Source organism: Bosea vaviloviae (assembly GCF_001741865.1).
In the GTDB taxonomy this organism is placed as follows: Bacteria; Pseudomonadota; Alphaproteobacteria; order Rhizobiales; family Beijerinckiaceae; genus Allobosea; species Allobosea vaviloviae.
In genome coordinates this window covers 729,732-743,447 of record NZ_CP017147.1, presented here as the reverse complement: position 1 = coordinate 743,447, position 13,716 = coordinate 729,732, and the positions used below count along the sequence as shown (strand labels likewise).

The 13,716-nt window shown below is 66.8% G+C and carries 14 protein-coding genes; all 14 read left to right on the top strand.

Annotation, left to right across the window (positions count from 1 at the left end; translation table 11 throughout):
* Positions 1-6 precede the first annotated feature (6 nt).
* The 14 genes from BHK69_RS03505 (at position 7) to BHK69_RS03440 (ending at position 13,705) form a co-directional block, all read left to right on the top strand.
* The gene (locus tag BHK69_RS03505) at positions 7-444 is read left to right on the top strand and encodes an SRPBCC family protein (RefSeq protein WP_069688897.1); all 438 of its coding nucleotides are present in this window, start codon (positions 7-9) and stop codon (positions 442-444) included.
* A gap of 4 nt (positions 445-448) precedes the next feature.
* On the top strand, positions 449-901 hold the full coding sequence (locus tag BHK69_RS03500) for an SRPBCC family protein (protein WP_069688896.1): 453 nt from the start codon (positions 449-451) through the stop codon (positions 899-901).
* Position 902: 1 nt separating this feature from the next.
* Complete coding sequence (locus tag BHK69_RS03495) at positions 903-1,742, top strand: FAD binding domain-containing protein (RefSeq protein WP_069688895.1); 840 nt, start codon at positions 903-905, stop codon at positions 1,740-1,742.
* Between the two features lie 11 nt (positions 1,743-1,753).
* The gene (locus BHK69_RS03490; RefSeq protein WP_069688894.1) at positions 1,754-2,236 is read left to right on the top strand and encodes a (2Fe-2S)-binding protein; all 483 of its coding nucleotides are present in this window, start codon (positions 1,754-1,756) and stop codon (positions 2,234-2,236) included.
* An 11-nt stretch (positions 2,237-2,247) separates the two neighbouring features.
* Positions 2,248-3,999 carry a xanthine dehydrogenase family protein molybdopterin-binding subunit gene (locus BHK69_RS03485; protein WP_069688893.1) on the top strand — a complete coding sequence of 584 codons (1,752 nt, stop codon included), beginning with the start codon at positions 2,248-2,250 and terminating at the stop codon, positions 3,997-3,999.
* 1 nt (position 4,000) lies between these two features.
* Positions 4,001-5,044, top strand: a complete 1,044-nt coding sequence (locus BHK69_RS03480) for a xanthine dehydrogenase family protein molybdopterin-binding subunit (RefSeq protein WP_069688892.1) — start codon at positions 4,001-4,003, stop codon at positions 5,042-5,044.
* A gap of 4 nt (positions 5,045-5,048) precedes the next feature.
* Entirely contained in the window at positions 5,049-5,933 is an 885-nt protein-coding gene (locus BHK69_RS03475; RefSeq protein ID WP_069693342.1) for an AAA family ATPase, read from the top strand.
* Positions 5,930-7,042, top strand: a complete 1,113-nt coding sequence (locus tag BHK69_RS03470) for a vWA domain-containing protein (RefSeq protein ID WP_069688891.1) — start codon at positions 5,930-5,932, stop codon at positions 7,040-7,042. Before BHK69_RS03475 ends, BHK69_RS03470 begins: the two co-directional genes overlap by 4 nt.
* A complete protein-coding gene (locus BHK69_RS03465; RefSeq protein WP_069688890.1) occupies positions 7,039-7,923 on the top strand; it encodes an amidohydrolase family protein in 885 nt (294 codons plus the stop codon). The genes BHK69_RS03470 and BHK69_RS03465 overlap by 4 nt, the downstream gene beginning before the upstream one ends.
* Positions 7,924-7,935: 12 nt before the next feature.
* A complete protein-coding gene (locus BHK69_RS03460) occupies positions 7,936-8,784 on the top strand; it encodes an MBL fold metallo-hydrolase (RefSeq protein WP_069688889.1) in 849 nt (282 codons plus the stop codon).
* 13 nt (positions 8,785-8,797) lie between these two features.
* Positions 8,798-10,426, top strand: coding sequence for an isochorismatase family protein (locus BHK69_RS03455; RefSeq protein ID WP_069688888.1), 1,629 nt, complete (start codon positions 8,798-8,800; stop codon positions 10,424-10,426).
* Between the two features lie 169 nt (positions 10,427-10,595).
* Positions 10,596-11,504, top strand: a complete 909-nt coding sequence (locus BHK69_RS03450; protein WP_069688887.1) for a carbohydrate ABC transporter permease — start codon at positions 10,596-10,598, stop codon at positions 11,502-11,504.
* Positions 11,501-12,334, top strand: a complete 834-nt coding sequence (locus BHK69_RS03445) for a carbohydrate ABC transporter permease (RefSeq protein ID WP_069688886.1) — start codon at positions 11,501-11,503, stop codon at positions 12,332-12,334. Before BHK69_RS03450 ends, BHK69_RS03445 begins: the two co-directional genes overlap by 4 nt.
* A 27-nt stretch (positions 12,335-12,361) precedes the next feature.
* Entirely contained in the window at positions 12,362-13,705 is a 1,344-nt protein-coding gene (locus BHK69_RS03440; RefSeq protein ID WP_069688885.1) for an ABC transporter substrate-binding protein, read from the top strand.
* Positions 13,706-13,716: the final 11 nt, after the last annotated feature.

Below are 13,716 nucleotides of genomic sequence, written 5' to 3'. Positions count from 1 at the left end.
GACATCATGCCCCGCGTCTACGTTTCCAGCGTCATCGCCGCCCCCGTTGCCAAGGTCTGGGCTCGCTTGCGCGATTTCAACGGCCTGCCGAACTGGCACCCGCGCATCGCCGAGAGCCGCATCGAGAACGGCGAGCCCGCCGACAAGGTCGGCTGCATCCGCGCCTTCACGCTGCGTAGCGGCGACCGCCTGCGAGAGCAGCTTCTGGGCCTGTCGGACTACGACATGTTCTGCACCTACGCGATCCTGGATTCGCCGATGCCGCTGACGAATTATGTCGCGACGCTCAGGCTGACGCCGATCACCGACCAGGAGCGAACCTTCATCGAGTGGTCCGCCGATTTCGACTGCGCGCCCGAGCGCGAGGCCGAGCTGATCGAAGGTATCGGGACGAATGTCTTCCAGGGTGGATTCGACGCGCTGAAGCGCGCATTCGGGGGATGAGGCCATGCCTCACGTCGTCCGCAGCACTATCATCGACGCGTCGGTGGACCGGCTCTGGTCGATCCTGCGCGATTTCAATGGCCATGACCGCTGGCACCCGATCGTGGCGCGAAGCGAGATCGAGCGCGGGCATCCTTCCGACAGGATCGGCTGCGTGCGCCGCTTCTCCTTGCAGGACGGTAGCGAATTGCGCGAGCAGCTCCTCACGCTCTCGGACCTCGAAATGACCTTCAGCTACTGCCTGCTCGACACGCCGATCCCGCTCTTCAACTACGTCGCCCATGTCCGGCTGCTGCCGGTCACGGACGGCAACCGGGCCTTCTGGCACTGGGAAAGCCGCTTCACCACGCCGCCCGGCCGCGAGGCGGAACTCGCCCGGATCGTCGGCGACGAGGTCTACACCAACGGCATCGAGGCGGTGCGCCGCCTGCCCGAACTGGCCAGGGAGGGCGTCTGACATGCTCGGCGTGAGAAGCTGCGCGACGATGGCCGAGGCCGCCGGCATCCTTTCCGGGGACCGCCATGCCGTGCTCATCGGCGGCGGCACGCTGGTGATGCGCGACGTCAATGAGGGGCGCTTGACCGAGGGCACATTGGTGCGCATCACCGATCCGGCCTTCCAGCAGGTCAATGCCGGCGGCTCGCGCATCGAACTCGGCGCCGGCGTCACCATGGCGCAACTGCTGGCGAGCCGCGAGCTCGCCTTCCTGCACGGTCCCGCACGTGCCATCGGCGGCCCGGCCATCCGCAACATGGCGACGGTCGGCGGCAATCTCTTCGCGGCCTGTCCCTATGGCGACTTCACCGTGGCGCTGCTGGCGCTCGACGCGCAGGTCGTGCTGCAGGCGGGCTACGGCACGGGACGCGGCGTGCCGCTGGACGAGTTCCTCGCCGGTCGCGACCGCGGTACGACATCGGGCCTCGTCACCGGCGTTCAGTTCGCGCGTCCTGCCAATCCTGGCGAGTTCCATTTCCGCAAGATCAGCCGGGTCAAGCCGAAGGGCATCTCGGTGCTCTCCATCGCCGCCTATCTGCCGTCGCAGGCTGGCCGCGTCACGCAGGCGCGCGTCGCCTACGGCGCCATGGCGCCGACGCCGATCCGGGCGCGCGGCGTCGAGCGGGTGCTGGAGGGCAAGGCGCTCAATGGAATGGCGCTTGATGCCGCCGCCATCCAGGCCGCGAAGCAGGCAGCGCTCGAAGGCTGCCAGCCTGCCACCGACGCGATCGCGAGCGAATGGTACCGCCGCGAGGTGCTGCCCATCCATCTCGGCCGGCTGCTCGCCGGCGAACCCCGCTGAGGAGGCGCGCCATGGCCAAGATACCGGTCCAGTTCAGGCTCAACGGCTCCGACCGCGCCGCCTTCGTCGATGCGCCGGAGACGCTGCTGAACACACTCAGGCGCGGCCTGGGCGATTTCTCGCCGAAATATGGTTGCGGCCAGGGGACTTGCGGTGTCTGCACGGTCCTCGTCGACAGCGAGCCGCAACTCTCCTGCCTGACGCTCGCCGTTGCTTGCGAGGGGCGCCATGTCGAGACTGCCGCGGGCTTGGCCGACGGTCCCGATCTCCACCCGCTGCAGGCCGCCTTCATGGACCATTTCGCCGCCCAGTGCGGCTTCTGCACGCCGGGAATGCTGACGGCCGCACGCGCCTTGCTGGCGAAGAATCCGAGCCCGAGCCGCGACGAGGTGATCGAGGCGATCGCGGGCAATATTTGCCGTTGCACCGGCTACGAGCCGATCGTCGCTGCGATCCTGGCCGCTGCGAGCGCGCCAGGCCAGCGGCGAGCCTGAGGGGAACGGCCATGATGGAAATGCGCAAGGACATCTTCGCCGACGAGCGCGACGACGATCTCAACATCATCGGCAAGGGCCTGCAGCGGCAGGACATGCCGGGCCATGTCACCGGGCGGACGCGGTTCTTCGACGATCACGCCTTCGACGGGCTGTTGCATCTCAAGGTCGTGCGCAGCCCGCACGCCCATGCCCGGATTCGCGGCATCGACATCTCGGCTGCCGAACGCGCGCCCGGCGTGAAGCGCGTGCTGCGCGGTGCCGACGTGCCGGTGAACAAGAACACACTGCTGAGCCTGATCAATTTCGGCAAGGACGACGAACCGTCGCTCGCCGTCGACAAGGTTCGTTACAAGGGCGAGCCGGTGGTGGCGATCCTCGCCGACAGCGAGGCGGAGGCACTGGCAGCCAGGAAGCTCGTGAGGATCGACTATGAGTTGCTGCAGGCCGTGTTCGACGTCGAGGAGGCGCTGAAGCCCGGCGCGCCTGTCGTCAACGACACCTATCCCGGCAACTATTTCGAATATCACGAGCGCTTTGACCACCAGAAGCTGCGCTTCGGCGATGTCGAGCGCGCTTTCGCCTCCGCCGACATCGTGATGGAACACCGCTACCAGATGTCGCCGATCGAGCATGCGCCGACCGAGACGAACGGCACCATCGCTGCGCCGGACCAGAACGGGCGCTACGTCGTGCATTCCTGTGCGCAGGGCCTGTTCTTCGCGCTCGACACCACCGCCAAGATCGTCGCCCTGCCGTCGAACCAGCTCCACTTCATCGGCGGCACGGTCGGCGGCGGTTTCGGCGGCAAGGTCGATGCGCTGACCGAGCCGCTGGCCGTGCTCGGCGCGATGCAGACCGGAAGGCCCGTGCGCTTCGTCCTCGATCGCGAGGAGGAGATGCTCTACGGCTCGCCGCGTGGGGCCGAGCGCATCTACATCAAGGATGGGCTGATGCGGGATGGGCGCATCGTCGCCCGCACCATCCGCAGCTATTTCGACGCCGGCGCCTACACCCGGCTGTCGAGCTACGCCGCGATCAAGTGCACGGCGCATCTGCCCGGACCGTACTGGATCCCCAACGTCGCTTCGGACGTCTATGTCGCCTACACCAATCGCTGCCCCTCGACGGCCATGCGCGGTTTTGGCGTCACTGCGGTCGATTTCGCGCTGGAGGTCCAGATGGACCGCCTCGCCGAGGCGGCCAACATGGACCCGATGGAGTTCCGCATCCTCCACGCCTATCGCGACGGGGACATGAAGGCGCATCGACGGGTTGCCAAGAACACGGCGCTGATCGAATGCGTGCAGGTCGTGGGCGAGACGGCGAACTGGCCGCTTTCCGAGCAGGCGAAACGGCAATCCTCGCTCACCGGCGGGGCCGGCGAACGTGGCCAGATCCCGGCGACCGTGATCGACACCAAGGGCCAGATCGGCCGGCCGGATACACGAACGAGCACGGCCACACAGACGCTTCCAGCGGGAACGGCGCGCATCCCGCTCAGCAAGCGGCCGGTCATGGAAGGTGCGCGCGACGGAGGTGTCGTGCCGACGCAGGTGCCGCGCTACGAACCGGTTGCGCCGGCCGCGTTACAACCTCCGCCGCCGCCTGCCTACGCGCCTTCGCCATATCAGCCGGTCGGCAATCCGGCTGCGCAGCCTTCCTCGCCCCCGCCTTCGCCGAGCGCGCCACCGGCGGCTCCCGCGCAGACGCAGCATGGCGCGGTCCGGTTTTCTTCGGTCTTCGGCACGAGGAGGCGCTGAGATGGCCCGTCACGAAGGCAGGGGCATGGCCTCGGTCAACTACCCGATCGGCATGAATCTCGGCGGCGATCCGAGCCAGGCGCTGATCCATTCCAATCCGGACGGAAAATTCACCGTCGCGCTCTCGGCCATCGATCTCGGCCAGGGCATGAAGCAGGTCTCGCGGCAGATCGCGGCCGAGACGCTGGGCGTGCCGATCGAGGACGTCTTCGTCGACACCGCCGACAGCGACACCGGCCCGCACGACATGGGTTCCTTCGCCTCGCGCGGCACACACCGCATGGGCAACGCCATCATCGTCGCGGCGCGCGAGGCGCGCGGCGTCCTGCTCGAGGCTGCAGCCGAAGAACTCGAGGTCAATGCCAGCGATCTCGTCACCGACGGTCGCGGCAACATCCATGTCCGGGGCGCGCCCTCGAAGACGATCACCGTCAAGGCGACGGCGCAAGCCGCCCAGTTCAAGCAGGGCAAGACCATCGCCGGGCGCGGCATCTTCCTGATCCCGCTCTCGGCCGTCGACGCCGAGACCGGCGAGATGAATCCGAACACCGATTTCGCGCATGCCTGCCTCGTCGCCGATGTATCGGTCGATGACGAGACCGGCGAGGTCGAGGTGCTCAGGATGACCAGCGCCTATGAGCTTGGCCGTGTCATCAATCCGCGCATGGTCGAGCAACAGCTCGTCGGCGGCGCCTGGATGGGGATCAGCCATGCGCTCTACGAGACGCCGGAGCCCTATTACCCAAACCCCGAACACGGCCCGCGCGACTTCAACGAATATCTGATGCCGGGGCCGGGCGAGATCGCGCCCTATCACGTCACGGTGCTGGAACGACCGGCGCCGGACGGGCCGTTCGGCGGCAAGGGGCCGGGCGAGATGTGCGCCAACCCGGTGCTGCCCGCGGTCGCCAACGCGGTCTACAATGCGATTGGCGTCAGGGTCGACGAATTGCCGATCACGCCGGAAAAGATCCTGCGGGCGATCCAGGCCAATGGCGGCGTCAAGCCCGGCCCGCGTCGCGGCGGCCCGGTCAACTGGCGCTGACGCCATGGTCCTGCGCACGACGGTAGCCGGCATCTCCAGCCCCGAGGATCTTGCCCAGGCCCTGACGGGGGCGATGTATCTCGCCGATGACGGCATCGCGACGGCAGGCTACCTCTCGCTCGCGCTCGGCAAGCCGCTGCTGCTCGAAGGCGCGCCCGGCGTCGGCAAGACCGAGGCAGCCAAGGCCATCGCCGGCATCCTCGGCCGCCAGCTCATCCGGCTGCAATGCTTCGAGGGCATCGACGCTTCGGCCGCGCTCTACGAATGGAACTATCCGCGCCAGATGCTCGCGATCCGGCAGGCGCGCGAAGGCGAGACGCTGGACATCTACCGCGACGATTTCCTGATCGAGCGGCCGATGCTGACGGCGTTGCGGCGGCCGGAATCGACCGTGCTTCTGATCGACGAAATCGATCGATCCGACCATGAATTCGAGGCCTTCCTGCTCGAATTCCTTTCCGATTTCTCGATCTCGATTCCCGAGCGCGGCACGCTGCGTGCGGCCGAGCGGCCGGTCGTGGTGCTGACCTCGAACCGCACCCGCGAGCTTCACGAGGCGTTGCGACGGCGCTGCGTCTACCATTACATCGCCTATCCCGAGCCGGAGCGGGAGGCGCAGATCATCATGCTGCGCTCCTCGGCGGTTGCGGAAGGTACGGCGCGCGCCGTCGTCCACGCGGTCGGGCTGCTGCGGCAGGAGCCGCTGGCCAAACCGCCCGGCGTGGCCGAGGCCGTCGACTGGGCGGAAGCTGCGACCGCGCTCGCGCAGACCGGTGCATCCTGGCCGGAGGCCTTCCGCCGCTCGCTCGGCACGGCGATCAAGGACGAGGAGGATCTCGCGCATCTGCGCCCGCGCCTGCCGCTGTTTATTCCGGGGCTGGCGGCATGATAGCACCGCTCCCACCCGCCGCCCGGCTGTTCGTATCCTTCCCCGCATTGCTACGGCAGCATGGTCTCGCCGTCGCGCCGGAGCAGACTGTCTCCTTCCTGAGCGCCATAGAGCTGCTGGGGCCGCGCAGCCTCGATCATGTCCGCAAGGCGGCGGTCGCGACCCTCGCACCCCATCCTGAGCAGCGCGAGCGCTTCGACGCGCTGTTCGACGCGCATTTCCTCGGCGCCATCGCCGAACCTGGCGACGAGGATTTCGCGTCCGATGACGAAATGTCGGTGCAGGAGGACTCCGGCTCCCGCGAAATCCTGCAGGGCGAGGAGATCAACGAGACCGGCCAGGCGGCGACCGGCGCGGAGGCGCTGTCGATGCGCCTGCTGAAACCACTCGATGAGAACGAGACCCTGCGCCGCTTCGGCAGGGCCTTACCGGAGGCGCTGCCGCGCCGGCGCGGCTATCGCCAGCGCGGCGCACGGCGCGGTGCGACGGTCGATCTTGCGCGCAGTCTCAGGGCCGCCATCCGCCATGATGGCGAGGTGATGAGCTTGAAAAAGCTGCGTCGCGTCGCGCGGCCAAGGCCGATCCTGCTGCTGATCGACGTTTCCGGCTCGATGAAGCAGCGCAGTGACGCCAATCTCGTACTCGCCCATACTATCGTGCAGTCAGCACCTTTCGCCGAGGTCTTTACCTTCGGGACCAGGCTCACGCGCGTCACGAAGGCGCTGCGGCGCAAGCGTCGGGAACAGGCGCTGGCGGAGGCCGCCGGGCTCGTGGCCGACTGGGATGGCGGCACGCGCATCGGCGATGCGCTGCAAGCCTTCCTCGCCGTGCCGCGCTTCGCGTCTTACGCGCGCGGCGCGGTCGTCATCGTGCTCTCCGACGGGCTGGAGCGCGGCGATCCCGCGGCGCTCGTCACAGCCGTCGCGCGGCTCAGCCAGCGCGCCCATCGCATCGACTGGCTGACGCCGCTCGCAGCCGACCCTGCCTATCGGCCAGAGACCGAGGCGCTGCGCCTGATTGCGCCACGCCTCGCCAGCCTCGGCAACGGCGCCAGCACGGCGCGCATCTGCCGGCACATTCTTTCGCTCGGAGGCTCGCAAGCGGCATGACTGGATATGTCGATTCCCATTTCCACATCTGGCGGCAGGCGGATCTGCCCTGGCTCGTCGGTCCGATGCAGCCGCGGATCTTCGGCCCCTACGAGCCGATCCGCCGCGACTATCCCGTCACGGAATATCTCGAGGACTGCCGGCCCGCCGGCGTCACCGAAGCGGTCTATGTCCAGGCGAACTGGGCCCCAGTGCGCTATCTCGACGAGGTCGATTACGTCTCGCGCGCCTCCGACGAGGCCGGCTTCCCGATCGCGATCGTCGCCTATGCCGACATGCTGGCCGATGACGCCAGGTCGCAGCTCGATGCGCTCGCCCGCAATCCGCGTGTCCGCGGTGTCCGGATGCAGCTTCACTGGCACGAGAACACACTCTACCGTTTCTCCAGCGGGCCCGATCTCGCCCGCGATCCGCGCCTCGTCGCCAATGTCGCCCGCCTTGCCGATTACGGTTTCAGCTTCGACCTGCAGGTTTTTGCCGGGCAGATGGCGGGCGCCGCTGATCTCGCCGCTTCCTGTCCAGGCGTGATCTTCGTCCTCCAGCATGCCGGCATGCTGGAGGATCTCAGCCCCGGCGGCCTCGCCGCCTGGCGCGACGGCATGACGCTGCTCGCCGCCCAGCCCAACATTGTCAGCAAGCTCTCCGGACTCGGCACCTTCCTGCGCCGCAACGACGTCTCGCATATCCGCCTGATAGCCGTTCAGACGCTGGCGCTCTTCGGCCCCGAACGCTGCCTGTTCGGGTCCAATTTTCCGATCGAAAAACTCTGGACGACCTATCCGGAACTAATCTCGGCGCATCTCGCGGCTGTACCGGAAGAGGCTCATCAGGCCGTGTTCAGAGAGACCGCGCGGCGGGTCTACCGCCTGCGACAAGATTGAGGGGAGGGACCCATGGCGCTCGAAATCAAGATCCTCGACTATGGCGACATCGAGCTGGAGGCGAGCTTCCTCGTGCTCGGGCGCGATTGCGGCCGCACAAGGCGGGTGCCGACCTATGGCTTCCTGGTCCTCGGTGGTCCCTGGCCGGTGGTGGTCGATACCGGCTACCGCCACAACCAGATCATGGAGAGCCTCGGCATGCGCGGCCTTCAGTTCCACGAGAACATGATCGAGAACCAGCTCGCGAGACACGGCGTGCGGATGGGCGACGTGCGCTATGTCATGCACACCCATCTCCATATCGACCATGCCGGGAAGGACGAACTCTTCCCGATGAATACGACCGTGCTCGTCAACCGCCGCGAGCTCGAATATTCGGTCTCGGGCCTGATGCACCCGCAATACCCGGCGCCCGACATCAAGCACCTGATCGACCGGCTGCACACCCGCGACGCGCTGCGCTTCGAGGACCTGGAGCTGTCGGGGATGATCGAGCTCTTCCCCGGCTGCTATCTGGAGGCGGCCGGCGCCCATACCGAGGGCTCGATGAACGTGCATGTCGACACGACCGAAGGCCGCGCCATCATCTGCGGCGACGTGATCTACGATTTCAACGACCAGATCGTGACGCCCTTCCACGAACTCCACGCCAACGAGCCGCGTACGACAGGCAATCATGGCGTCTCGAAGCGCGAGGAGAAGGCCGCGATCAAGAAGCTGCTGGCGACGGGCCGGTTCCTGCTGCCGGTGCACGACAAGCCGGCCAAGATCGAGCATGGCGCGGTCGTCGGGCGCATGGACATGGCGGTGCCGGGGCCGGTGGTGCAGTCGCTGCCGGCGCGCAATTGGTTCGCGGCATGAGCGGACCCCGGCAATGACCACGCATGTCGCCGTTCAGCCGCAATTCGCCGATCTCGTCGATCTTTGGGGCCCGGTTCGCCAGCTCGGCACGGGTTTCGAATTCTGCGAAGGCCCGGTCTGGCACCCGCAGGAGCAGCACCTGCTGTTCTCCGACATGCCGGGCGATGTGCGCCGGCGCTGGGACCGGAGCGGCGTGCGCGAGGTCATGCGCCCGGCGAACAAATGCAACGGCATGACCTATGATGCCGAGTTGAACCTGATCGTCTGCGAGCACGCCACCTCGAGCCTGATCCGCGAGCGGTCGGACGGGCGGCGCGAGGTGCTGGCGTCGCATTTCGAGAGCGTAGAGCTCAACAGCCCCAACGACGTCGTGGTGAAATCGGACGGGTCGATCTATTTTTCCGACCCTTGGTATGGCCGCATGCCGGTCTTCGGCGTCGAGCGGCCACGCCAACTCGGCTTTCAGGGGGTCTATCGCATTCCGCCGGGGGGCGGCGAGCCGCAACTCCTTGTCGACCGCTATCTCTTCGACCAGCCCAACGGCCTGTGCTTCTGCCCGACGGAGGACAGGCTCTTCGTCAACGACACGGTGCAGCACAACATCCGCGTCTTCCCCATCCTGGCGGACGGGCGCCTCGGTCCCGACCGCATCTTCGCCTCCGGCATCGTCTCGTCCAGCGAGCCCGGTGTGCCCGACGGCATGAAATGCGATGCGCAGGGCAATCTCTGGGTCACCGGGCCCGGCGGAGTTTGGGTCTACACGATCAAGGGCGAGCTGATCGGCAAGCTGCGCGTGCCGGAACTGGTCGGCAACCTCGCCTGGGGTGGGCAGGACTGGCGCACGCTGTTCCTGACATCGACGCATTCGCTCTATGCCGTCGAGACCAAGGTCGGCCCGCGCATCGAGCCGTTCATGAAGGCCGGCGGCAGCCCAGGCGGTCGCGGCGGTGGGGGCGGGCGCGCGCAGGAACCGATGTCAGGCGTCATCCCTGCGGCGACCGTCGCGACAAGCGGGGTCAAGAAGGCCGCTGCCGGGTACGGCCTCGATCCTTCGCGCTGCGCGCTGATCGTCCAGGATATGCAAAACGACGTCGTCATGGAGGGCGGGGCCTTCGCGGTTTCGGGCTCGCCGGAGCACTGCCGGCAGCAGAACGCGATCGCCAACGCGGCGCGGCTGGCACAGGCGGCGCGCGCGCGCGGCATACCGGTGATCCATGTCTGGTTCATCGTCGAGCCCGGCGCACCGGGCGTTACCATGAACGCACCGCTCTTCGAGGGGCTGGCCGACGCCAATGCGCTGGTGCGCGGAACCTGGGGTGCAGCGCCCGTGCCGGGGCTGGAGCCTCAAGCCGGCGACCATGTCGTCGAGAAGCAGCGCATGAGCGCCTGGGAGGGCACGCGGCTGGAAACCGTGCTCAAGGCCCTCGGCCGCGACATCGTAATCGTCGCTGGCGCCTGGACCAATATGTCGATCGAGCATACGGCGCGGACGGGCGCCGACAAGGGCTACTTCATGATCGTTCCCGAAGACGCGTGCTCGACGATGAACGCCGAATGGCACACGGCTTCGGTCAACTACGCACTGCAGAATGTAGCAGTGGTGACCGACGTCGAAGCGGTGATCGACGCCACCCGCGGGTGATGTCCATCACGATGTCGCACTAACCCGCTTGACGTGCCGAGAGAGGCGTCTTCGGGACCATGCGCATATGTCACGCCACTGTCATGGCGTCGTCACCTGTCCGTCGCCCATCGCCGCCATGACCCCCGCCAAAGGTGGGATGATGGCGGACGCGGTACTGGTGACGGGAATGGCGAGGGAGTGGCGGGTCGCGAAATGGCGGCCGCGGCGCACGACCATGCTCGCCTTCGCGATGCTGGCGCCCTCGCTCCTGTTCCTGGCGCTGTTCACCTATTGGCCGGTGCTCGAGGTCGCCTGGCAGGCGCTGCACAACCAGCGAAAGATCGGTGGACCGCAGGTCTATGTCGGGCTCGACAACTTCCTCAAGCTGTTTGCCGATTCGGCCTTCCGCAAGGCGCTCGCCAACAATCTGGTCTACGCCTTCGGCACGGTGGTCCCCAGTCTCGTCCTGGCGCTCGGCTTCGCCATGGCGCTGGCCAAGTCGAACCGGGTCAATACGCTTGTCCGAGCGCTGTTCTTCCTGCCGGTCCTGATCCCGCTGGTCGCTGCGGCCTCGATCTTCCTGTTCCTGTTCCTGCCCAATGTCGGGCTGCTCGATTATCACCTCGCCAAGCTTGCTCTGAGCGGGCCGAACTGGCTCGGCGATCCCGATGTCGCGCTCTACTCGATCATGGGCCTGACGATCTGGAAGAACGCCGGCTACTACATGCTGTTCTTCCTGGCGGGCCTGCAGGCCGTGCCGGCGGACGCCTATGAGGCGGCGATCCTCGACGGCGCCGGCCCCTGGCAGCGCCTGCGCTACATCACGCTGCCCTATCTCAAGCCGACGATCGGCTTCGTGCTGGTCATCGGCCTGCTCAATGTGGTGACGCAGGTCGACCACGTCTTCGTGCTGACCAAGGGCGGGCCGTCGGATTCGACCAATCTCCTGCTGTTCTATGTCTATCAGCAGGCGGTCGAGAGCTATGATGCGGGTCGCGCCGCGGCGGGCACGCTGGTGATGCTGGCGCTGCTGCTTGCCATCACCGCCTCCTCGCTGCGCACGCTCGAACGCTCCTTCGGGGAGCGCGAGGCATGAGCGTCGCCAATCGCGAGATCTCGCCCAGGCTCGGCTATGGCGCCACGCTCGCCATCGCGGCGCTCTGGATGGTGCCTTTCATCTGGATGCTGGTCGCGGCCTTCAACCCCGAGAGCGTCGGCGCCGGCATGGCCTCGCTGGTGCCGCGCTACATTCCGACGCTGGCCAATTTCGCCGAGGCCTGGGGCTCGGCCGATTTCCCGCGCTACACGCTGAACACCATGATCATCAGCTTCGGCATCCTCGCCGTTCAGCTCGTCACGGTGACATTAGCCGGCTATGTCTTCGCGCGGATCGAGTTTCCCGGCCGCACGATCTGCTTTTATCTCTTCCTGCTCCAGCTCATGCTCGCGCCGGTCGTGCTGATGGTGCCCAATCTGGTAATGGTCGCCAAGCTCGGGCTCTATGACAGCCTGCTCGGCGTGATGGCGCCCTATTTCGCCTCGGCCTTCGGCACCTTCCTGATGCGCCAGGCGTTCAAGGTGATCCCGCGCGAGCTCGAGGATGCGGCGCTGATCGACGGCGCCAATGTCTGGCAGCGCATCGGCTTCATCTACCTGCCCCTGGCGAAGCCTTCGCTGATCGCCTTCTCGATCGTCTCCGTCACCGCGCATTGGAACGAGTTCCTCTGGCCGTTGATGGTGATCAATTCGCCCGATCTGCGCCCGCTCACCGTCGGGCTCGCGAGCTTCACGCGCGGCGCCGAGGGCGCGCAGGCCTGGGGCGTCATCGCGGCCGGCACGCTCCTGGTCAGCGCGCCGCTCCTGATCGCGTTTGCGCTGTTCCAGCGCGCCTTCGTCAATTCCTTCGTCTCATCCGGCATCAAGTAAGAGGTAGCCACCATGACGACCACTCGCATGACGACCACGCGTCGTTCCGTCCTCGCAGGCGCGGCCTTCGCCGCGAGCTTCGCGCTTTCTCCGGCCTTTGCGCCGGCCTTGGCGCAGGCTCCCACCGAGATCGAACTGTTCTTCCCGGTCCCGGTCGACGGGCAGCTCGCCCGCGACATGGCTGCGATGATCAAGGAGTTCAACGAGACGCATCCCGCGATCAAGGCGACGCCGGTCTATACCGGCAGCTATGACGAGACGCTGATCAAGACCCGCGCCGCGATGAAGGCCGGCAAGCCGCCGGCGGCGGCGATCATGTCGGCGAACTTCCTGCTCGACCTCAAGATCGAGGGCGAGATCCAGCCGCTCGACGGGTTGATCAAGGCCGCCGGCAAGACCAACGACCAGTTCATGGGCCAGTTCTTCCCGGCGCTCTACGGCAACGCCGTGCTCGATCGCTCGGTCTATGGCGTGCCCTTCCACAATTCGACGCCGCTGCTCTACATCAATGCCGACCACTTCAAGGAAGCCGGCCTCGACCCCGACAAGCTGCCGACCAACTGGGAAGAGCTCGCCGCCGCCGCCAAGAAGCTGACCAAGCGCGAGGGCGACCGCGTCACCCGCTGGGGCATCACGATGCCTTCCAACTATGATTATGGCGGCTGGATCCTGCAGGCGCTGACCCAGTCGAATGGCGGGCAGTGGTTCAATGTCGATTACGGCGGCGAGGTCTATTACGATACCCCGTCCATGCTCGGCGCTCTGACCTTCTGGTCCGACCTCGTCGCCAAGGCCAAGGTCCACCCCACCGGCGTGCAGGCGGGCGGCGCCGTCTCCAGCGCCTTCCTCTCGGGCCAGTCCTCGATGGTGCTGCTCTCGACCGGTTCGCTGACCCATATCCGCGGCAATGCGAAATTCCCCTACAAGGTCGCCTTCGTGCCCAAGAACGTGAAGAACGAGGTTCCGATCGGCGGTGCCTCGCTCGTCATCCCGACGGGCGTCGAGGGGGCGCGCCGCGAGGCCGCCTGGACGCTGATCAACTGGATGACGGCGCCCGAGAAGTCCGGCTGGTGGAGCCGCGCCACCGGTTACTTCGCGCCGAACATGGCCGCCTACGACCTGCCCGAGATGAAGGAGTTCCTGGCCAAGAACCCGGACGCCGGCATCGCGGTGAAGCAGCTCGCCTTCGCCAAGCCGTGGTTCGCGACCTACAAGACCGTCCCCGTCCGCAAGGCGATCGAGGACGAATTGCAGGCCGTGCTCTCCGGCAAGAAGTCGCCGAAGGAGGCGCTGGTCGCGGCGCAGAAGACCGCCGACGAGGTCATGCGGCCCTATGTCGAACAGACCGCGCTGAAGCTGCCGACGAACTGACGTCGGCCTTC

Coding starts and splice junctions, on each gene's coding strand:
- BHK69_RS03465 (WP_069688890.1), top strand. CDS start 7,039: ATGACTGGATATGTCGATTCCCATTTCCACATCTGGCGGCAGGCGGAT.
- BHK69_RS03485 (WP_069688893.1), top strand. CDS start 2,248: ATGATGGAAATGCGCAAGGACATCTTCGCCGACGAGCGCGACGACGAT.
- BHK69_RS03440 (WP_069688885.1), top strand. CDS start 12,362: ATGACGACCACGCGTCGTTCCGTCCTCGCAGGCGCGGCCTTCGCCGCG.
- BHK69_RS03490 (WP_069688894.1), top strand. CDS start 1,754: ATGGCCAAGATACCGGTCCAGTTCAGGCTCAACGGCTCCGACCGCGCC.
- BHK69_RS03445 (WP_069688886.1), top strand. CDS start 11,501: ATGAGCGTCGCCAATCGCGAGATCTCGCCCAGGCTCGGCTATGGCGCC.
- BHK69_RS03450 (WP_069688887.1), top strand. CDS start 10,596: ATGGCGAGGGAGTGGCGGGTCGCGAAATGGCGGCCGCGGCGCACGACC.
- BHK69_RS03455 (WP_069688888.1), top strand. CDS start 8,798: ATGACCACGCATGTCGCCGTTCAGCCGCAATTCGCCGATCTCGTCGAT.
- BHK69_RS03460 (WP_069688889.1), top strand. CDS start 7,936: ATGGCGCTCGAAATCAAGATCCTCGACTATGGCGACATCGAGCTGGAG.
- BHK69_RS03500 (WP_069688896.1), top strand. CDS start 449: ATGCCTCACGTCGTCCGCAGCACTATCATCGACGCGTCGGTGGACCGG.
- BHK69_RS03480 (WP_069688892.1), top strand. CDS start 4,001: ATGGCCCGTCACGAAGGCAGGGGCATGGCCTCGGTCAACTACCCGATC.
- BHK69_RS03505 (WP_069688897.1), top strand. CDS start 7: ATGCCCCGCGTCTACGTTTCCAGCGTCATCGCCGCCCCCGTTGCCAAG.
- BHK69_RS03470 (WP_069688891.1), top strand. CDS start 5,930: ATGATAGCACCGCTCCCACCCGCCGCCCGGCTGTTCGTATCCTTCCCC.
- BHK69_RS03475 (WP_069693342.1), top strand. CDS start 5,049: ATGGTCCTGCGCACGACGGTAGCCGGCATCTCCAGCCCCGAGGATCTT.
- BHK69_RS03495 (WP_069688895.1), top strand. CDS start 903: ATGCTCGGCGTGAGAAGCTGCGCGACGATGGCCGAGGCCGCCGGCATC.